Below are 19865 nucleotides of genomic sequence, written 5' to 3' on the forward strand. Positions count from 1 at the left end.
TATACTTTGCCGTTGTCTGCGCATGACGGCCAGCTTGTGCCGCTTGCCAATTAATCTGCATCCTGCTTAGGAGAGGCCTTATGACCGTTACCAGCTCCGTGTCCACGATTGCCCTGCGGACCTTCCCGATCTTCCAGGGCCTGGGCGATGACCGGCTGGCGGCTGTTGCGCGCTGTGCAATGATGCGCCGCGTACCCCGAGGCTCTGCGGTAGTCCATGAGGGCGACCGCACTGATTTCGTCTATTTCGTGCTTACCGGTAATCTGAAGGTCATGGTCAGTGACGAGGATGGACGCGAAGTCATCCTGACCATTCTTGGCCAGGGCGAGATGTTTGGTGAAATGGGCGTCCTCGATGACAGCCCCCGTTCCGCATCGGTGGTCGCCGTGTCCCCGTCCGACCTGGTGACCATCGCCAAGACCGACTTCAAGCGCCTCATGCAGGAGAACTTCGAGCTTTCCTGGCACGTCATGTGCAACCTCACCCGCCGCCTCCGCGACGCCGACCGCAAGATCGAAAGCCTGGCGTTGATGGACGTTTACGGCCGGGTGGCTCGCCTGTTGCTCGAGATGTCCGAAGAGGTGGACGGTCTGAAGGTGGTGAAGAAGAAGATCTCCAAGCAGGATATCGCCAAGATGATCGGCGCCTCCCGCGAGATGGTCAGCCGGGTGATGAAGGATCTGGGTCTGCGGGGCCTGATCGAGGAAACCGATGGCGGCGTGATCCTGCGCGAGAAAATCTACGATTTGTGAGTGGTCCGGAAATCCTTCCTTACCCATTTGGAGCCAGGGGAGGAAGAGCCGACCAGAGACCCTGGTTTATAATCAAAGCGCGGCCTCTTGCCGCGCTTTTGCGTTTCAGGCTCCATCCGTATTTGGCAACACCCATCCATGCTCAATCGTCCTTCCACCAGACCGCTCCCCCTCCCTGAAAAAATTGCCAGCCTGCTGCAGGAGGCGCGCTGGATGCTGCTGGGCGTGCTGGCTCTGTATGTTGCGATGGTCCTGTTCGGCTATTCCAAGGCTGATCCGGGCTGGTCTCACGCTGTGCAGGTAGAGCACGTGAGCAACCCGGGGGGGCGCTTCGGGGCATGGTTGTCGGATTTGCTCTTGTATCTCTTCGGCTTGTCGGCCTGGTGGTGGGTGGTCTTTCTCGGCCTTGGCCTGGCCATCGGTTTTCGCCGTCTGCAGCTCGTCTTTGGTGCCGACCGGCGCTCCTTTCTAGTGGTTGTCATCGGTTTCCTGGTCGTGCTGCTGGCCAGCAGTGGCCTGGAGGCCATGCGTTTCTATTCCCTCAAGGCCAGCTTGCCGATGGAGCCGGGGGGGGTGATTGGTATTGAGCTGGGCAACCTGGTGCTGCAATACCTGGGTTTCACGGGTGGAACCCTGCTGCTGCTTGCCCTGATTGCCGGCGGCCTCAGCCTCTTCTCTGGTGTCAGCTGGCTCGAAGCTTCCGAAGCCCTGGGCGCCGGCCTGGAGAGGGTCTGGTTGTTTGCCACGCAGGGGGTCCAGACCTGGGAGGACCGCCGTGTCGGCCGCGAGGTGGCCCAGAAACGCGAAGCCGTGGTTGAGACCAAGCGCAAGAAGGAGGGCGTTGCTCCCCCGCCGCCGGTGCGCATCGAGCCGGCCATTGTGGAGGTCGAGAAGTCCCAGCGGGTCGAGAAGGAACGCCAGACGCCCCTCTTTACCGAGCTTCCCGGCGGCGCACTGCCGCCCCTGGCCCTGCTTGACGAGCCTGCCCACGATGTGGAGCCGCCGTCTGCCGAAGTGCTGGAGTTCACCTCCCGCCTGATCGAACGCAAGCTGGCTGACTTCGGCGTTGAGGTGAAGGTGCTGGCGGCCTATCCGGGGCCGGTCATCACCCGCTTCGAGATCGAGCCAGCGGTAGGTGTGAAGGGGAGTCAGGTGATGAACCTGGTCAAGGATCTGGCCCGGGCCCTGTCGGTGGTGAGCATCCGTGTGGTGGAAACGGTGCCCGGCAAGACCTGCATGGCCCTTGAACTGCCCAACCCCAAGCGCCAGACGGTGCGCCTGTCCGAGATCCTCGGTTCCAAGGCCTACCACGACATGCATTCGCCTCTCACCGTGGCCCTGGGCAAGGACATCGGCGGCCAGCCGGTGGTGGCCGACATCGCGAAGACGCCCCACCTTCTGGTGGCCGGTACTACCGGTTCGGGCAAATCGGTGGGTATCAACGCGATGATCCTGTCGCTGCTTTACAAGTCAGAACCCGAGGATGTGCGCCTGATCCTTGTCGACCCGAAGATGCTGGAACTGTCCATCTACGAGGGCATTCCGCACCTGCTGGCGCCGGTGGTGACCGACATGAAGCATGCGGCCAACGCGCTCAACTGGTGTGTGGCCGAGATGGAGAAGCGCTACAAGTTGATGTCGGCCCTGGGCGTGCGCAACCTTGCTGGCTACAACAAGGCGGTGGCGGAGGCGGCAAAGGTCGGTTCGCCCCTCAAGAATCCGTTCTCCATCACCCCTGATAATCCCGAGCCCCTCGACAAGCTGCCCTACATCGTGGTCATCATCGACGAGCTTGCCGACCTGATGATGGTGGTCGGCAAGAAAATCGAGGAGCTCATTGCCCGTCTGGCCCAGAAAGCCCGGGCAGCCGGCATTCACCTGGTTTTGGCTACCCAGCGTCCCAGCGTCGACGTGATCACCGGCCTGATCAAGGCCAACATCCCGACCCGCATGGCCTTCCAGGTATCCAGCAAGATCGACTCCCGCACCATTCTCGACCAGATGGGGGCTGAGGCCCTGCTGGGCATGGGCGACATGCTCTACCTGGCTCCCGGTACCGGATTGCCCATTCGCGTCCATGGCGCCTTTGTGGCCGACAATGAAGTGCATCGGGTGGTCGAACATCTCAAGGCGCTGGGCGAACCCGACTACATCGACGGCATCCTCTCGCCTTCGGATGAAGAGGGGGGGGACCTGCTGGGTGGCGGAGAAGGCGGTGGTGAGGGCAGCGAGGCCGATCCCCTTTACGATCAGGCCGTGGAGATCGTCCTCAAAACTCGCCGGCCGTCCATTTCGCTGGTACAGCGCCACCTGCGCATCGGCTACAACCGGGCGGCCCGGCTGATCGAACAGATGGAACGCTCGGGCCTGATTTCGGCCATGGGCAGCAATGGCAACCGGGAGGTGGTGACGCCGCCCCGTGAAGGAGAGTGATGATTCGTACCCGCACGCTAGGCGTCCTGCTGGCTTCGCTGCTTTTCGCCGTCGGCACCGCCCACGCCGATGCCCTGGCACAGCTCAAGCAGTTCATGGATGGTACCCGCTCGGCGCGGGGCAGCTTCACCCAACAGGTGTTCTCCAAATCGGGGCGCAAGCCCCAGCAGGCCAGCGGCACTTTTGCTTTCTCGCGGCCGGGCAAGTTCCGCTGGACTTACGAGAAGCCCTATGCCCAGTTGCTGGTGGGGGATGGCAGCAAACTGTGGGCCTGGGACCAGGAGCTGAACCAGGTCACCACCAAAAAGCTGGGCCAGGCCCTGGGTAGTACCCCGGCGGCCATCCTGGCCGGTGACAATTCGCTGGAAAAGAATTTCACCCTGCAGGATGATGGTGCCGCCGATGGCATGGAATGGGTCGAGGCCCGGCCCAAGGCCGATGACAGCAGCTTCGAGCGCATCCGCATGGGTTTCTCCGGTGGTCAGCTCAAAGCCATGGTGCTGCACGACAACTTCGGTCAGACCACCTCCCTGAACTTCCTGCAGATGGAGCGCAATCCGTCCCTTGATGCCGGGCTGTTCCGCTTCGTGCCGCCCAAGGGCGCCGACGTGATCGGCGACTAGGCTGCACCGCTGCCCATGGCCGACCTGTTCGACACCCTCGATCCGCCGCGTCAGCCCCTGGCCGAGGCCATGCGTCCGCAGACCATCGCCGACGTGATCGGGCAGAAGCACCTGCTCGGCCCGGGCAAGCCCCTGGCCCTGGCCTTTCAGTCAGGAAAACCCCATTCCATGATCCTGTGGGGGCCGCCGGGGGTGGGCAAGACCACCCTGGCGCGGCTGATGGCGCGCGCCTTCGATGCAGAGTTTGAGTCTCTCTCCGCCGTGTTCTCGGGCGTCAAGGATATCCGCGAGGCTATCGCCCGTGCCGAGGCCCAGCGTAGTCGGGGGCGTCATACCATCCTCTTCGTGGATGAAGTGCATCGCTTCAACAAGGCGCAACAGGATGCCTTTCTGCCCTATGTGGAGCAGGGCCTGGTCACCTTGATCGGAGCAACGACCGAGAACCCTTCCTTTGAGGTGAACTCGGCGCTGCTGTCCCGGGCTGCTGTGTATGTGCTGGAATCCCTCAGCCAGGCGGAGTTGGCCGAACTGTTCGAGCGTGCGCGGCATGTGGCCTGCCCTGCGCTGGCCTTCGAGGACGATGCCCGTGACCGCTTGACGGGCTTTGCCGATGGCGATGCCCGCCGCCTGCTCAATTTGGTGGAGCAGGTGACCACGGCGGCCACTACCGCCGGGGTCAACCCAGTGACGCCGGCCTTCATCGACGAAGCCCTGTCGCGCAACCTGAGGCGTTTTGACAAGGGGGGCGAGGCTTTCTACGACCAGATCTCGGCACTCCACAAGTCCATCCGCGGATCGGACCCGGACGCGGCTCTTTACTGGCTGTGCCGCATGCTCGACGGCGGTGCCGAGCCCTTGTACATGGGGCGGCGGCTGGTGCGTATGGCGATCGAGGATATCGGCCTGGCGGACCCCCGGGCGCTGGATATCTGCCTCAATGCCTGTGCGACCTTCGAGCGCCTGGGCTCACCGGAAGGGGAGTTGGCCCTGGGCCAGGCGGCAGTCTTTCTGGCTTGTGCCGCCAAATCGAATGCGGTTTACAAGGCGTATAATGCGGCGCGTCAATTTGTGAAGCAGGATGTTTCCCGGCCCGTGCCGATACACCTGCGCAACGCGCCGACAAAGCTCATGAAGAAACTGGGCTACGGCAAGGCCTATCGCTACGCCCATGATGAACCGGGGGCCTACGCGGCCGGCGAATCGTATCTGCCTGAAGGCATGCAGAGGCCTGGCTGGTATGAACCGACGGGCCGCGGGCTGGAAGCAAAGATCGCCGAGAAACTGGAGCGCCTGCGGGAACTCGACCGGGAGTACGAAGCCCGGAAAGGAAACCCGTCAGGCGGGAAGTGATCTCAGTGTTGCTCGTAGGGAAGGGGGTGCGCCGCAATGAAGCGGGCGCAGGCATCCCGGAAGCGCTTGGCTTTGGCCCGATCACCGCGCTCTTCGGCGGCATCCACCAGGTCGAGCATGAACTGGGTGAGCATCAAGGTGCCTTCGCGGGTCTGGACAAGCCCACAGGCGATCTGGGCTGCTGCAGCATCGGGGATGTCATGGTGTTCGGCAATGATGGCGACATCTTCGTCGGTCAGGTCGCAGTAATCCAGGCAGTCTCGAATGGACAACATCGGGGTCTCCTTCGGTGGTCGCATTGGAATGGCGCAGTCTTTTGCACGCCTCTCTACAATTGTGACATTTGAGTTTGTGAAATCAAGAAAAGTTTCCGGCTTTCGCTGCTATTAACTTCTTGATTTCTATTGTTTCTAACGCGTCATGCGTTAAATGCATGCTGCGGCGCAATATAACCGAAAAATAGTGGTAGTGTTTGAGCAATTTCCGGGCCGCTGCTGTTTTGATAGGCTAATTTTCTGATTTGAATAGGGATTCTCATGCTTGACGTACAACTGCTACGCACCCGTCTGGACTTTGTTGCAGAGCGGCTGGCCACCCGGGGCATGAGCCTCGACGTGGCCGCCTTTCAGGCCCTGGAAGATGAGCGCAAGTCCCGTCAGACTCGCACCCAGGAACTCCAGTCGCAGCGCAACACCCTGTCCAAGCAGGTGGGGCAACTCAAGAGCAAGGGTGAGGACGCCTCCGCCGTGCTGGCTCAGGTGGCCGGCATCGGAGACGAACTCAAGGCCAACGAAGCCGCCCTGGCCGAGCTGCTGGAGCGCTTCAACGCCTTCGTGGCCGGCCTGCCCAATCTGCCCCACGACAGTGTGCCGGTAGGCAAGTCGGAAGCCGACAACGTCGAGGTGAGCCGCTGGGGTGCCGTGCCCAGCTTTGATTTCGAAGTGCGTGACCACGTGGATATCGGCACCCGCCTGGGCGGACTCGACTTTGAAACTGCAGTCAAGATCTCCGGTGCCCGCTTCACCCTGATGAAGGGCGGTCTGGCGCGCCTGCACCGGGCCCTGGCCCAGTTCATGGTGGACACCCACACCGCCGAGCACGGCTACACCGAGCTCTACGCGCCCTACCTGGTCAACGCCGACAGTATGTACGGTACCGGCCAGCTGCCCAAGTTCGAGGAAGACCTCTTTTCGGTGCCCAAGGCCGATGGCGGCAAGTTCTATCTCATCCCCACCGCCGAAGTGCCGGTGACCAACATCGTCCGTGATGAAATCGTCCCGGCCGAATCCCTGCCCATGAAGTTCGTCTGCCACACGCCGTGCTTTCGCTCAGAGGCCGGCAGCTATGGCCGCGATACCCGCGGCATGATCCGCCAGCACCAGTTCGACAAGGTCGAACTCGTCCGCATCGAGCGCCCCGAGAACGCCTGGGACGCGCTGGAGGAGCTTACCAGCCACGCTGAGGCCATCCTGCAGAAGCTTGAGCTCCCTTACCGCAAGATCGTGCTGTGCTCCGGCGACATGGGCTTTGGCGCGGCCAAAACCTACGATCTGGAGGTGTGGCTGCCGGCTCAGAACACCTACCGGGAGATCTCCTCCTGCTCGTGCTTCGAGAGCTTCCAGGCCCGCCGCATGCAGGCTCGTTTCAAGAACGCTCAGGGCAAGAACGAGGCGCTAGCCACCCTCAACGGCTCCGGTCTGGCGGTGGGGCGGACCCTTGTGGCAGTGCTGGAGAACTACCAGCAGGCCGACGGCTCGGTGCGTATCCCCACCGCGTTGCAGCCTTACATGGGCGGTCTCACTGTGCTCGCCGCGCCTCTGTGACGTGATCCGCTAGCCGGGAAGCCTCGCTTTCCGGTTTTCGGAGCATCAGATTTTCTGTATATTAGAAAGCTCTAATTTGTTTGGAGCTTTCACCATGAGCAGCAAGTCCTTCGTCCAGATCACCGGAGACCTGAACAAGGGCCTCAAGGCCCTCCATGCCGAGATCCCCGATACCATGAAGGGCTTTTCCGGCATGGCCAAGGAGGCGATGAAGGAAGGCGCCTTGTCGGCCTTACAGAAAGAGCTCATCGCCCTGGCTATCGGCGTGTCGGCACGCTGCGATGGCTGCATCGGCTTTCACGTCAAGGCCCTGATTCGCCTCGGCATGACCCGCGAGCAGCTCATGGAAACTCTGGGCATCTGTACCTACATGGGCGGCGGCCCGAGCCTGATGTATGCGGCAGAGGCCGTACGCGCCTACGACGAATTTACCGCCGCGGCCAAACCCGCCGAATGACTGGTATTTCCTGCGATTTGATATATAATCTCTGCCTTCGATCAGCCGACAGCGTCTGCTGAAAGCCAGGCACCAGGAGAGGTGGCAGAGTGGTCGAATGCGCCGGACTCGAAATCCGGTATACGGTTCTCCGTATCGAGGGTTCGAATCCCTCCTTCTCCGCCAGATAAAAAGCCCTTGAGAAATCAAGGGCTTTTTTGCATTTGGCCGGCCTCTCTGTTTTGCGCCGTCTGCCACCCGGCGTGGCGCTTCTCCAATCGACTTGAATCCGTTTGCCTCGTATTTTGGACAGCGGCTTGCCGATCCGTCACCTGCTTGCACGCAGAGGTTTTTCGAATTTTCCATTCGGAATATCTGAATTGACTTTTGTGTTCATGTGAATACAATTGTGTTCAATGTGACATGTGCATGGAGAGGCGTATGAGTCAGGCAGGTGGCATGGAGCCGATCTCCGCACGCATACCCGGCGATTTGTATCTGTGGCTGGCCCAGCTGCGTGTCGATGGTGCGTCCACCAACAGCGACAAACTGCGTGTCCTGCTCGGCCAGCTCAAGCGCCAGCATGACGGTGCCCTTGACTATGCCGCGGCCCATGCCTGGGCGCGGGAGCTGACGGGGCAGCTGCGGGAATCTCTGGTTGTGCTTGAAGGGCAGGGGGAGACGCACTCGGAAGTGCTGGGCGCCATCCTGGATTTCACGACGGCTGCCTTGGCCGCCATCGTCAGTCAGGCCCCGAAAGACGCCAGCCAGGCTGCCAGGCTTGAGGACACGCTCGTCCGGAGGAGCTTTGCCCTGTGCGAAACCTTGCTGCGACAGGCCCTCACAGCCTCGGCTGCTGCGCACGACCGCGAGGTCATCCGGCGCCATGTGGCCGCTACTGTCGAGATTGCTACGAGTCTTCCCCTCAAGAAAGGAGCCTGAAATGGCGGATTCCCTGAAAACCCGTGTTGGTCGCGTGATTGCCGGGGGTGTGCATGCCTTGCTGGATCGCCTGGAGGATCAGGCTCCGGAAGCTGTGATGGAGCAGACCTTGCGCGAGGCCGACAAGGTGATCGAGGACGTGCGCCATGAGCTCGGAATCGTCGCGGCCAACCGCCATCTGTCCCAGCAGCAACATGCCAGCCTGAACGCCCAGCATGCCCGCCTCGCTGAACAGATCGAGCAGGCCATGGCCGAGGGCCGCGACGAGCTGGTGCGCGCCGGGGTGGCGCGGCAGCTCGATATCGAGGCCCAGCTCCCGGTGCTTGAAAATACCTTGTCCGAGCACGCCCTCCAGGAGCGCGAGCTGCAGGGCTTCGTTGCTGCCCTGCTGGCCAAGAAGCGCGAGATGGCGGAGGCGCTCTCGGAATTCCGCAAGAGCCGTGCCGCGGTGGCGCAAACAGGCGTCAAGACGGGGGCTGCCGGCGCGGAGCAGCGCATTGGTGTGGTCAGCGACGCCTTTGACCGCCTCTACGAGCGCCAGACAGGGCTCACCGCCTCCACTTGGGGCAGCACGCTGCAGCAGGCCGCGCAGCTCAGGGAGCTCGACGAGCTTGTGCGTGACAACAAGATCGCCGAGCGTATCGCCCAGCTCAAGGCAGGCCGGGGGTGAGTCTTTTCGCTGCGGAGCAAACCCTGCCTTTTGGGATCGCCTTTGCCCTGATCATCGGCATTGGCTTGCTTGAGGGAATCGGCATGCTGATCTCCCTCAGCCCGAGCAACATGCTGGACGACCTCATTCCCGAGATCGACGGTGACAGCGGGCTGGATCGGGTGCTGGGCTGGCTGCACCTGGGCAAGGTGCCGGCGCTGGTCCTGCTACTGCTGTTTCTGGCCGGTTACACGCTCTTCGGCTACGGCCTGCAGATTGTGGCCCGGGGGCTCTTCGGGGGCTACCTGCCGGCCTGGATCGCGGGCGTGCTGGCGGTGCCGTCCGGGCTGGCAACCGTGCGCGGCCTGGGCGCGCTGGTGGCCCACATCATCCCCCGGGACGAGACCAGCAGTGTCAGCGAGCAGACCCTGATCGGGCGTGTTGGCGTGATCGTGGGTGGTACGGCCCGCCGCGGGCTCGCCGCCCAGGCCCGCGTCAGGGATGGCCTTGGGCGCTCCCACTACCTGATGGTCGAACCCGACCTGGATGACGCTGTGCTCGAAGACGGGACGCAGGTGCTTATCGTGAGCAAGGTGGGTGCCTTCCATCGCTGCATCGCCAACCCTCATCCCACCCTGATCTAGGCGCCGCCGCTGGCGCTGCACCTTTTCAAACCTCCAAGAAAGATCTTCGAATGACCAACTTGATCGAAATGCTGGGTCTGGCAGGCATCGTGCTGATCGCGTTGCTGGCTGTCGGCATCGTGTTTGCACGCCTCTACAAACGCTCAACCAAGGAAACCGCCTTTGTGCGCACCGGCCTGGGTGGGCAGAAAGTCATCATGGATGGCGGCGCCATCGTGCTACCGGTGTTTCATGAGCGGGTGCTCGTCAATATGAACACCCTGAAGCTTGAGGTGTTGCGACGGGAACGGGAGAGTCTGATCACCAAGGACCGGATGCGGGTGGATGTGACGGCCGCCTTCTTCGTGCGGGTCAAGCAGACCGAAGAGTCGATCAGCATTGCCGCGCAAACGTTGGGTGCACGCACTATGAGCCCTGACGAGCTGAAGACTCTGGTGGAGGACAAGTTCGTGGATTCTCTGCGGGCCACGGCGGCTACCATGACCATCCAGGAGCTCCAGGACAAGCGCCGGGATTTTGTACAGGCGGTCCAGAATGCGGTGGCGGAAGACCTGGAGAAGAATGGCCTTGAGCTGGAGTCTGTATCCCTGACCAGCCTGGATCAGACAGACAAGCAGTTCTTCAACCCCAACAACGCCTTTGATGCCGAGGGCCTGACCCGCCTTACCGAGCAGACCGAGGCACGGCGCAAGCAGCGTAATGACGTGGAGCAGGACACGGAAGTCCTGGTCCGCACCAAGAACCTGGAAGCGACGCGCCTGAAGCTCACCATCGAGAAGGATGAGGAGTTTGCGTCCCTGTCGCAGAGGCGCGAAATCGAGAACAGCCGCGCCGAACAGGCGGCCCTGATCGCCACCCAGCAGGCCGAGCGCAACCGGGAGGCCGAGGCCGCCAAGATCAATGCGGAGCTGCAGGTCAGCCAGAAGCGCATTGAGTCGGAGCGGGAGATCAAGGCCGCCGAGATCGACAAGAACCTGGCCATCCAGACGCGGGAGATCGACAAGAATCTGGCTGTCCAGACCCGGGAGATCGAGCTCGAACGCAAGACCGAGATGCAGAGGGCCGAGCAGCGCAAGCAGGTGGAGATTGCCCGGCAGGACACCCAGATCGCCATCGCCACCAAGTCCCGCGAGCAGTCCGATGCCGACGCGGCCGCCAACCTGGCCCGGGCCGAGGCGGTGAAGGCGGAGGAACTGGTCAATACCGCCCGTCAGGTGGCGGTGGCAGAGCGGGAAAAGAGCATCCAGCTGATCGAGGCATCCAAGGAGGCCGAGCAGAGCGCCATTGCCATCAAGGTGTCGGCCTCTGCCGAAAAGGAAGCGGCCCTCGACCGGGCCGATGCCATCACCATCGAAGCCACGGCGCGTCAGGCCGCAGCCCTGGCGGAAGCCGCCGGCAAGCGGGCCATCAACGAAGCGCTCAACACCCTGTCGGCGGCGCAGGTGGATCTGCAGGTGCGCACCCTGCTGCTCCAGCAACTGCCTGACATCCTTGAGCAGGCAGTGCGGCCGATGGAGAAAATCGACTCGATCCGCATCCTCCAGGTCAGCGGCGTGCCCGGCGCACCGGGCAGCACGTCCGGCAGCCCGGGCGTCGGCGGCGCAGGTGGGGCCACGTTTCCGGAGCAGGTGATGAACTCGGCGCTGCAGTACCAACTGGCCAAGCCGATTGTGGATGCGGTTATGAAGGATGCTGGCCTTTCCAATGAAGGCATCACCGGGATCGCCCAGGCCCTGGGCGGGATGCTGGTGAAGCCGGAGGAGGCGGACGGTGCGATGCAGGCCGCGAATGCCTGATCTGCGCCTGAGCGCCAGATAAATCCAAAGCCCGCCGAGGCGGGGTCTTCAGACTGCTGACAAAGCCCCAAGCCCCCGCCCGCCGGGGGCTTGTTTTTCATAATATCGGCATGCTCAAGCCTGCTGCCGCCACCGCTCAGACCGAACTGGAGAGGGTGACGCTGGACCAACTGGTTCTGCGTGATCACCTGCTTCGCCTGATCGACACTCACATCCGCTTCGACTTCATCCGCGAGAAGACCGAAGGTCTCTACTGTGCCAACAACGGCCGCCCGGCAATCGACCCGGTGGTGTTGTTCAAGATGCTGTTCGTCGGCTAGCTGGTCGAGGTGCACTCCGAGCGTCGGCTGGTGCGCGAGATCGAGGTCAATGTGGCCTACCGCTGGTTTCTCGGGCTGCGCCTGACCTACAAGGTTCCCGACGCATCCACGCTGAGCCAGAACCGCCGGCGTCGCTTTGCCGGGACGGGGATCGAGCACAAGCTCATCGGCGGGCGCGGCCTGTATGGGGAGATGGGCTACGGCCGCCCCAGCCACCGGGCCGCCGCCCTTTTTGGCCCGAAATTCCGGCTTTACCACGCCCTCACAAGCGCTCTACGCGGCCAACATCTCCTCTTTCTCCAGATGAGCGCCACGGGCTCAGGCCGCTACCGGGCGTTTCCTGTCGTCCGAGAGGGCGTCAGAAAGCACGAACCCCCGGAAAAACCGGGGGTTCGTCAGCAGTCTGAGCCCGCTGACGCGGGCTTATGATTTCGGGCTTACTTGTCCATCTTCCAGTCCGGCGCATAGGCCTGCAGCCACTGCTCCAGCATCATGATGATCCACACCATCTCGCCGTAGTAGCCCGGGCTCTCGGGCAGCCACTTTTCGTGCAGCTCGCGGATGAAGCCCGGGCGGATCACGCCGCGGGCGGCAAAGGCTTCGAGGTTTTCGGTGGCCAGCTTGCTGAGGCCCGGGTGCTTGACCGCCCAGATGCCGAAGGGCAGGCCGAAGCCGTGCTTCTTCTTGGTGATGATCTCGTCGGGCAGGAAGCCGCGCAGGGCTTCCTTGAACAGCCAGCGCAGCTTGAGGCCCTTGAGCTTCCACTCGGTGGGGAGGGTGAGCGAGAAGTCCAGCAGCTCGTCTGACAGGAAGGGGAAGCCTACGTCCACGCCGGCCAGGCGGGTGGTGCCGATGACCTTGGGCAGGTCGTTGTCGGCCAGGGTGTACTTCCAGTCGAAGGCCAGCATGCGATTGACCAGGCTGGCGTTTTTTACTTCACCCCAGGTGGCGCGTTGCAGCTTGCCCGGGGAGTCGAGGTCAACGCGGCGGCAGAAGCCGGGCTCGAAGACGGTGTCGATGCCCAGGCGGTGGAGCAGGTTGTACATTTCCATGCGGTCGGGCATGGGCACACGGGCCTGTTCCACATAGCTCACACCCTTCTTGACCAGCGGGATGCTGCCCAAGCCGGGCAGGCCGGAGAGGGGCTCCACCAGGGTGCTGCGCAGCAGGGACGGAATGGTGTCGTACCAGCCGAAGACCTTCTGCTTGGCGTAGCGGGAATTGCCGCCGAAGAGCTCGTCACCACCGTCGCCGGCCAGCAGCTTGGTGATGCCGTCGGCGCGGGCGCGGCTGGCGCAGATCCAGGCGGGCACGGCGGACGAGTTGCCGAAGGGCTGGTCGTAGCTGCGGGCCACGAGGGGGATGCCTTCGAGCAGGTCTTCGGGGGTGACGTAGTACTCGTGGTGGTCGGTCTTGAAGTGCTTGGCGGCGATCCGGGCGTACTCCATCTCGTCGTAGCCGGTGGCGTTGAAGCCCATGGAGTAGGTACGGGCCGGGGCGCCGCCCACCTGGCACAGCATGCCGGACACGGTGGAGCTGTCGGTGCCGCCGGACAGGAAGGAGCCGGTGTCGGGACCGGCGTATTCGTTGCGCACGGATTCGCGGACGATGTCGAGGAAGCGGCCCTTGGCCTCGGCCAGGCTGATGCCCGGGGTCTCGCCGAACTCGGGGAGCCAGTGCTTGCTGATCTTGGCCTTGCCGCCGCTCCACTGGAGCTGGCTGGCGGGAGGCAGGCGATGGACCTCGTTGAATATGGTCAGCGGCGACGGGATGACGTGGAAGTACAGGTAGTCAAAGATCGTCTGGGCGCTGATGGTGCGCTTTTCGAGAGGCACGCCGTCGGCCCGGTCGGCCAGGCCCAGCTCGCCGTTCTCGACGCCGTAGCACCAGGGTTCGGTGTCGAACTTGTCGTTGAAGAGGGTGACGGTGTTGCTGCGGGTGTCGATGAAGGCCACCGCGTAGCGGCCCTTCACGCCGTCCACGGCCTTGGCGCCCCGCTGTTCGAAGCGGGTCAGCCAGAGCTCGGCGGCATTGTTGCCGGCCTCGGCAAAGCGCGGCGCGCCCCGGCTGACGCACAGGATGCCGTTACGCTCGGCCAGGGTGGCCGGCTTGCTCACGTTCATCCGTCCGCCGGCCCAACTGCAGGACCACCCTTCGGGCGAGGGCTGGATGGCCAGATCGGGGGCAATGCCGCTGCGGGGTGCCGTCAGGCGGGCGTGGATCAAGGTTTTGCTTTCCAACTCTGACTCCGTTCAAATCGTGGATTTACTGCACATCGCTGCGCTGGGCGGCCGGCAGAAAGCGGGACAGCTTCAGTTTGGCGAGGATGTAAGCTTCGGCGCCCTGGGGGCGGCCACTCAGGGCCCATAGCCCGAGCAGGGCGAGCGAATAGGACAGGGCGCCCAGGGCCACCTCCAGCAGGAAGGCGAGCAACAGGGGCAGACTGTCGGGAAAGCTGACGAGCGTGTCGGTCAGAGCCATCAGGCCGGCGGCCGTGGCCGGGCGCCAGATGGCGCGCAGCAGGTCGGTGGCGCGCAGCTCCCGTACTTCCAGCAGGATCACGCCGAGAAAGAGGCCGAGGCCGAGGGTTGCCACGCCCAGGCGCAGGTGGGCGATGTCGAGGGCACTGAGGGACGAGAACATCAGGCCGGTGATCGACAGGAAGACAATGTTCTGGACCCACACGAAGAGGCTGAGGGTGCGGATCTTGCCGATGGTGATGAGCAGGTAGCCCGCCGCGTGGGACAGGGCCGCCAGGGAAAACACCAGGGCCAGGGTCTGGACGAAGGGGATGGCGCTCGCCCATTGGGTACCGAGCATGATCATCACGGCCCGGTCGGCCACACAGGCCAGGCCCACCCCGGCCGGAATCGCCAGCAGCGCCTGGACGGCCAGGGCAACCAGATAGGCTTCACGCAGCCGCGCCGGGTCGTGCTTGGTGGCAACAAAGGCCGGAAAGAGCACCCGGCCGAGGGGCTGCAGCAACTCGGTGGAGGGCATCTGGGCGATTTCGGTGGCCAGAGTGTAGGCCCCCATGGTGGACGCACCAGAGATGCGGCCGACCAGGAAGCGGTCGAACTGGGTGTCGAAATACACGCCGATGCTGCGGATCAGGGCCCACTGGGAGAAGGACCACAGGTGCCGGACGCGGGACAGGGAGAAGCGCGGCCGGAAGGGGTGCATGGTGTAGCTCAGTACCACCCCGGTGAAACGACCGGCCAGAGCGCCGAGGGGCATGGCCCAGTAGGATTCGAGGGTGACGGCAAGGGCGATGGTGACCAGAAAGCCCGCCAGGCGCCGGATGAAGAAGAAGCGGAAGTCCTGCCCGAAAGCCATGCTCTTCTGGAAGCACACCACGCCGATGTTCTCGAAGCCGCCCACCAGCATGCCCACGGCCATCAGGCGGGTCACGTCGGCCACCCGCGGGTCGCGGTAGTAGTCGGCGGCCAGCGGCGCGAGGGCGAAGATGATGGCGCCCACCGCTGCCGACTGGATCAGGCGGATGGTCCAGGCCGTGTGGTAGTCCTCGTCGTCGGCGTTGGCGTTCTGGATCAGCGCCATGTTGACGCCCAGGTCCAGCAGTACGTCCACCAGGCCGACCAGCACCGAAGCCATGGCGATGATGCCGAAATCCTCGGGGGTGAGGATGCGCGCCAGGATCAGGGTGCTGATCAGCCCGATCAGGCGATCGGTCCAGCGCATGGCCACCACAATCAGGGCGTTGGCAAAGAGGCTTCTCTGGGGAGGTGGCATGAACTCGGAGAGGAAAGGGGACGTCCGGGAGGGGCGCAGGTGAGGGCGGACAGCTGCGGCATCGGGCCAGGCCTGGTGATGCCGCGGTTTGAGCTCCGGTCGCTCAGACCAGGACCTCGACCAGATCCGGGTGGCTCAGGAAGCCGTGGGGGCTGGCACTGGCGCCGTAGGCTCCGGACTGGAAAACAACCACCAGGTCGCCGGGTTGGGCCTCGGGGAGGTTCATGCGGTCGCCCAGGATGTCGAGGGGCGTGCACAGGGGGCCGACCACGGACACGGCCTCACCAGCCGGCGCATCCACGCGGTTACCGATGGCCACCGGGTAGTTTTTGCGGATCACCTGGCCGAAGTTGCCGGAGGCGGACAGGTGGTGGTGCAGACCGCCGTTGGTGACCAGGTAGGTGTGGCCGCGGGAGACCTTGCGGTCCACCACCTGGCAGACGTAGATGCCGGCCTCGCCAACGAAATAGCGGCCCAGCTCGATGACGATCTCGGCCTGGGGCATCTTCTGGCGGGCGTCTTCCTGGATGGCGGCCAGGTTGGCGCTGATGCTGGTGAGGTCGAGGCGCTGCTCACCCGGGAAGTAGGGAATGCCGAGGCCGCCGCCCAGGTTTAGGAACTTGACTGGCCCGGGGGCCGATTCGGCCAGGCGCAGGGCCAGGTCGAAACACTTGCGCTGGGCCTCTACGATGGACTCGGGGCGCAGGTTCTGGGAGCCGGCAAACAGGTGGAAGCCTTCGAAGCCCAGGCCGGCCTTGCCGATCTCGGCCAGCAGCTCGGGCACCTGTTCGGCGTCTACGCCGAACTGCTTGGGGCCGCCGCCCATCTTCATGCCGGAGCTCTTCAGCTCGAAGTCGGGGTTGACGCGCACCGCCACCCGGGCCGTCCAGCCCGTTTGCTGCTGGATGGCGGCAAGCACGCCGACTTCGCGGAAGGATTCGATGTTGATGAGGATGCCCGCGGCCACCGCCTTGTGCAGCTCTGCGTCGCTTTTGCCGGGGCCGGCGAAGCTGATCTCGCGGGGGTCGGCGCCACTGTCGAGGGCGACGTTGAGCTCAAGGCCGGAGGCTACGTCGATGCCGTCCACCAGGCCGGCCATGTGGTTGACCACGGCGGGCATGGGGTTGGCCTTCATGGCGTAGTGCAGCTTGATGCCGGCCGGCAGGGCGGCGCGCAGCTCGGTGGCGCGGCGGGTCAGCAGGGCGCGGTCGTAGGCGTAGAAAGGGGTCTGGCCAACCCGGGCGGCGAGGCGGGTCAGGGGGATGCCACCCACCAGCAGCTCGTTGCCCTGGACGGGAAACTGGTCGGTGGGGGCATGGACCGGCTTTTCGCGGGGGGTATCGCTCATTGCTGCACCTTGTGCGTGTTCTCGAATTCGGTGGAAAGGGTCTTGCGGTCGATCTTGCCGTTGGGGTTGCGAGGAAGGGGGCCGTCCCGCACTTCGATCACCGAGGGCACCATGTAGGCGGGCATGCGCTGTTTGCATTCGGCCAGCAGGGCCGCGCTGTCGAGGGCGGCGCCGTCCTTGCCGGTGGCGATCACGCAGATGGAGTGACCAAGGGCCGGGTGGGGCACGCCGAAGGCGACGCATTCGCCCACCATCTGGGTGCTGTAGAGGATCTCCTCGACCTCGGTGGGGCTGACCCGGTAGCCGGAGGTTTTCATCATCTCGTCGCGGCGCCCGATGAAGTACAGGTAGCCTTCCTCGTCACGGCGCACGGTGTCGCCGGAGAACACGGCGATCTCGGGCAGCACGAAGCCGCTCTGGCGGCCTGGTGCGGTGGCGGGCAGGGGCTTGAAGCGTTCGGCGGTCTTCTCCGCATCGTTCCAGTAGCCCATGGCCACGTGGGCGCCCCGCTGGACCAGCTCGCCCGGTTCGTTGGGGGCACATTCGGTACCGTCATCGCGCAGCACCAGCACTTCGGCATTGGGGATGGCCTTGCCAATGGAGTCGGGGCGGGTGTCCACCTGGTCGGGGGGCAGGTAGGTGGCGCGGAAGGCCTCGGTGAGGCCGTACATGAGGAAGGGCTGGGTGCGTGGCAGGTGGGCGCGCAGGGCCTTGAGGGTTTCCAGGGGCATGCGGCCGCCGGTATTGGCGAAGTAGCGCAGGTGGTCAGTGACGGTTTCTGGCCACTTGAGCTGGGCCAACTGGATGTACAGGGGCGGTACGGCGGTGAGGCCGGTGACCTTCTCCTTGACCATGGCCTTGAGCACGTCCTGAGGCAGCAGGTAGTTGAGCAGCACGACCCGGGCGCCGGAGTGAAAGGCGGTGGTGAGCTGGGAGAAGCCCGCGTCGAAGGACAGGGGCAGGGCGGCCAGCAGGGTGTCGCCCTGGTTGTTGCCCAGGTAGGAAGCGACGCTCTTGGCGCCGGCCACCATGTTGCGGTGGGACAGCACCACGCCCTTGGGGCGGCCGGTGCTGCCGGAGGTGTACAGGATGGAGAGGATGTCGCTGTCAACAACCCGGTGGCCGGTACAGGGTGCGCTGGCCAGCACCTCGGACCACTGGTGCAGGCTGGCCGACTGCAGCTCGACGGGCTTGGTGAGCGGGCCGGTGAGGATCACCTGGCGCAGGTCGTGGCAGTGATTGAGGGTGTCGGCCAGGAGGGGCAGGCGCTCGGGGGAGGTCACCAGCACGCGGGCGTTGCAGTCACGCAGGATGTGGCCGATCTGCTCGCCCTTGAGGATGGGATTGACCGGCACGAAGGCGCCACCCGCCCGGGCCGTACCAAAGCTCGCCACCACCATCTCGATGCGTTTGTCCAGGAAGATGCCGACCCGCTCGCCCCGGTCCAGACCAAGGGCCATCAGCCCGGCGGCAAAGCCGGCCACCTGGGTGTCGAGTTCCTGGTAGCTGAGGGTGATTGCGCCCGCCGTGAGGGCGGCGGAGGCGGGGGCACGCTCCGCCGAGGCGGAGATCAGTTCGTGGAGGAGAGTCGTCGTGTGCATGGGTGTGGAGTGAATTCTGCGAACCGGTTGAGCGGGCAAAGCCACCGTTGGACTGCGGCTGTCAGTCTATCTGAGCTTCATGACCGAATACGCGTGATGGATCACAGCCGGGGTGATTCAGTGGCTCAGGCGGGCAGGCTGTCGAGCAGCCTGGCCAGCTCGGCGGTGCGCGAGCGGCGGGAGCAGGTGTCGGCAAGCTGGCGTTCGACCCCTTGCAGGGTGCCGGCCTTCCAGCGGGCGATGATGGTGCCGAGCATCTCGCGGATCTGCGCTGCATCGGTGATGTCGGCTATCCACGGGGCCTGGAGCGTGTTCAGGGTGCCCGCCGTGTTGCCGGCAAAGTCGGTGAGGGCGATGATGGGCTTGCCGGCGCGGGCGTATTCGTAGAGCTTGGCCGGGATCTGCTTGTTGCAGGCGGCGGCCTGGAAAAGCAGGAGGCCGTCGGCGCGCATCATTTCCTGGAGGGCGCTGCGGTAGGCCACCACAGGTTCGATCACCACGATGTCGTCGATGCCGTATTCGGCCAGCAGCTTGCTGTAGTAATCGTCGGTGCCGGTGGCCCGCAGGACGATGCGCAGGCTTGCTGCGGAGATCTCGCCGGCGCGCTTCATGGCCTGGAGGGCTGCAAAGAAGGCCCGCGGATCGCGTTCGGCGGGGTAGAGCACGCCGCTATGCACCAGCACCATCTGGCCCTCGGGGCCGAGGCGGCGGGTGTCGAGGCCTTGTTCGGCGTCGCGGAAGTTGTCCTCGTCAAAGCCGTTCTCGATCACTGCCCAGCAGCTGGCCGGCTTGTCAGGATAGCGCTCGGCGTACATGTCCCGGGTGGCCCGGGTGGTGAAAATGGCACGGCTGCAGGCGGCAATGAGTCGGGATTCGAGGCGCCGATGGATCTTCCAGGTGCTGGGGTTGACCGGGTAGCCGGGCTCGGTCATGCCGTCCCGGAAGTCGAGGACCAGGGGCAGGCCCGACAGCCGGTGCAGGGTCAGGCCGATCATCGGCGCGGTGGCGATGGGGAAGGTTGCGAAGATGGCTTTGGGCCGGTAACGGCGGATCAGTTGCATGCCCCGGATCACCCCCATCGGCCACCAGCTGACCCAGCGGTCGGGCTGGGCCATCCAGCGCAGGTAGCGCCCCTTGAGGGACAGGTGCCGCGCGGTGTCCAGGCCGAAGGCCCGTTCCACCACCATGCCGGCCGGGATCTCGCCCATCTGGTCGTTGCTGACTGCTTCATAGGCCCGCGGGGATACGGTGAGAATCATCGGTTCCCAGTGGTGGTCCCGCAGGTATTCCGAGAACTTCAGGGTTCGCTGGATACCACTGCTCGTCCGTACGGGCGGGTAGTGGTAGGCAATCATCAGCACACGCTTGTCGGTCATGAATACTGTGCATCCGGAG

General features: G+C 64.2%; 16 protein-coding genes, 1 tRNA gene and 1 pseudogene. 12 read left to right on the forward strand and 6 right to left on the reverse strand.

From position 1 onward, the window contains the following. Positions 1-80 precede the first annotated feature (80 nt). The 4 genes from PHI64_RS10195 to PHI64_RS10210 all read left to right on the forward strand — a co-directional run bounded on the left by PHI64_RS10195 (position 81) and on the right by PHI64_RS10210 (position 5158). A complete protein-coding gene (locus tag PHI64_RS10195; RefSeq protein WP_296573677.1) occupies positions 81-752 on the forward strand; it encodes a cyclic nucleotide-binding domain-containing protein in 672 nt (223 codons plus the stop codon). Positions 753-890: 138 nt separating this feature from the next. Then, on the forward strand, positions 891-3185 hold the full coding sequence (locus tag PHI64_RS10200; protein WP_299882256.1) for a DNA translocase FtsK: 2295 nt from the start codon (positions 891-893) through the stop codon (positions 3183-3185). Continuing rightward, positions 3185-3808 carry an outer membrane lipoprotein chaperone LolA gene (gene lolA, locus PHI64_RS10205; protein WP_299882258.1) on the forward strand — a complete coding sequence of 208 codons (624 nt, stop codon included), beginning with the start codon at positions 3185-3187 and terminating at the stop codon, positions 3806-3808. Before PHI64_RS10200 ends, lolA begins: the two co-directional genes overlap by 1 nt. A 15-nt stretch (positions 3809-3823) precedes the next feature. After that, positions 3824-5158 (forward strand): replication-associated recombination protein A, encoded by a 1335-nt coding sequence (locus PHI64_RS10210; protein ID WP_299882261.1) that lies wholly within the window; start codon positions 3824-3826, stop codon positions 5156-5158. Between the two features lie 2 nt (positions 5159-5160). On the opposite strand, the gene PHI64_RS10215 is transcribed toward PHI64_RS10210, so the two are convergent. Then, positions 5161-5433 carry a hypothetical protein gene (locus PHI64_RS10215; protein WP_299882263.1) on the reverse strand — a complete coding sequence of 91 codons (273 nt, stop codon included), beginning with the start codon at positions 5431-5433 and terminating at the stop codon, positions 5161-5163. A 261-nt stretch (positions 5434-5694) separates the two neighbouring features. On the opposite strand from PHI64_RS10215, the gene serS reads away from it, so the two are divergent. From serS to PHI64_RS10255, 8 genes and pseudogenes are all read left to right on the forward strand, one after another. Further along, the gene (gene serS / locus PHI64_RS10220) at positions 5695-6981 is read left to right on the forward strand and encodes a serine--tRNA ligase (RefSeq protein ID WP_299882265.1); all 1287 of its coding nucleotides are present in this window, start codon (positions 5695-5697) and stop codon (positions 6979-6981) included. Positions 6982-7075: 94 nt separating this feature from the next. Next, positions 7076-7438, forward strand: coding sequence for a carboxymuconolactone decarboxylase family protein (locus PHI64_RS10225; RefSeq protein ID WP_299882267.1), 363 nt, complete (start codon positions 7076-7078; stop codon positions 7436-7438). A gap of 75 nt (positions 7439-7513) precedes the next feature. After that, positions 7514-7603 (forward strand) — tRNA-Ser (locus PHI64_RS10230). 255 nt (positions 7604-7858) lie between these two features. Beyond that, the gene (locus tag PHI64_RS10235) at positions 7859-8359 is read left to right on the forward strand and encodes a hypothetical protein (RefSeq protein WP_299882269.1); all 501 of its coding nucleotides are present in this window, start codon (positions 7859-7861) and stop codon (positions 8357-8359) included. A 1-nt stretch (position 8360) separates the two neighbouring features. After that, positions 8361-9029, forward strand: coding sequence for a PspA/IM30 family protein (locus tag PHI64_RS10240; RefSeq protein WP_299882271.1), 669 nt, complete (start codon positions 8361-8363; stop codon positions 9027-9029). Next, positions 9026-9652, forward strand: coding sequence for a YqiJ family protein (locus PHI64_RS10245; RefSeq protein WP_299882272.1), 627 nt, complete (start codon positions 9026-9028; stop codon positions 9650-9652). Before PHI64_RS10240 ends, PHI64_RS10245 begins: the two co-directional genes overlap by 4 nt. Before the next feature lie 50 nt (positions 9653-9702). Beyond that, positions 9703-11448, forward strand: a complete 1746-nt coding sequence (locus PHI64_RS10250; protein ID WP_299882274.1) for a flotillin domain-containing protein — start codon at positions 9703-9705, stop codon at positions 11446-11448. Positions 11449-11558: 110 nt separating this feature from the next. After that, a pseudogene (locus PHI64_RS10255) lies at positions 11559-11906 on the forward strand (transposase); the annotation flags it as partial. A gap of 299 nt (positions 11907-12205) precedes the next feature. Here PHI64_RS10255 and PHI64_RS10260 read toward each other — a convergent pair. From PHI64_RS10260 to PHI64_RS10280, 5 genes are all read right to left on the reverse strand, one after another. Beyond that, a complete protein-coding gene (locus tag PHI64_RS10260) occupies positions 12206-14008 on the reverse strand; it encodes an asparagine synthetase B (protein WP_299882275.1) in 1803 nt (600 codons plus the stop codon). 25 nt (positions 14009-14033) lie between these two features. Continuing rightward, entirely contained in the window at positions 14034-15521 is a 1488-nt protein-coding gene (locus PHI64_RS10265) for a lipopolysaccharide biosynthesis protein (protein ID WP_299882276.1), read from the reverse strand. Positions 15522-15624: 103 nt separating this feature from the next. Further along, positions 15625-16869: a pyridoxal-dependent decarboxylase, exosortase A system-associated gene (locus PHI64_RS10270; RefSeq protein ID WP_299882278.1), complete on the reverse strand. Its 1245-nt coding sequence runs from the start codon at positions 16867-16869 to the stop codon at positions 15625-15627. Continuing rightward, complete coding sequence (locus PHI64_RS10275; protein WP_299882280.1) at positions 16866-18470, reverse strand: acyl-CoA ligase (AMP-forming), exosortase A system-associated; 1605 nt, start codon at positions 18468-18470, stop codon at positions 16866-16868. The genes PHI64_RS10270 and PHI64_RS10275 overlap by 4 nt, the downstream gene beginning before the upstream one ends. A gap of 125 nt (positions 18471-18595) precedes the next feature. After that, positions 18596-19846 carry a glycosyltransferase gene (locus tag PHI64_RS10280; RefSeq protein WP_299882282.1) on the reverse strand — a complete coding sequence of 417 codons (1251 nt, stop codon included), beginning with the start codon at positions 19844-19846 and terminating at the stop codon, positions 18596-18598. Positions 19847-19865: the final 19 nt, after the last annotated feature.

This window comes from Zoogloea sp., assembly GCF_028689785.1.
GTDB lineage: Bacteria > Pseudomonadota > Gammaproteobacteria > Burkholderiales > Rhodocyclaceae > Zoogloea.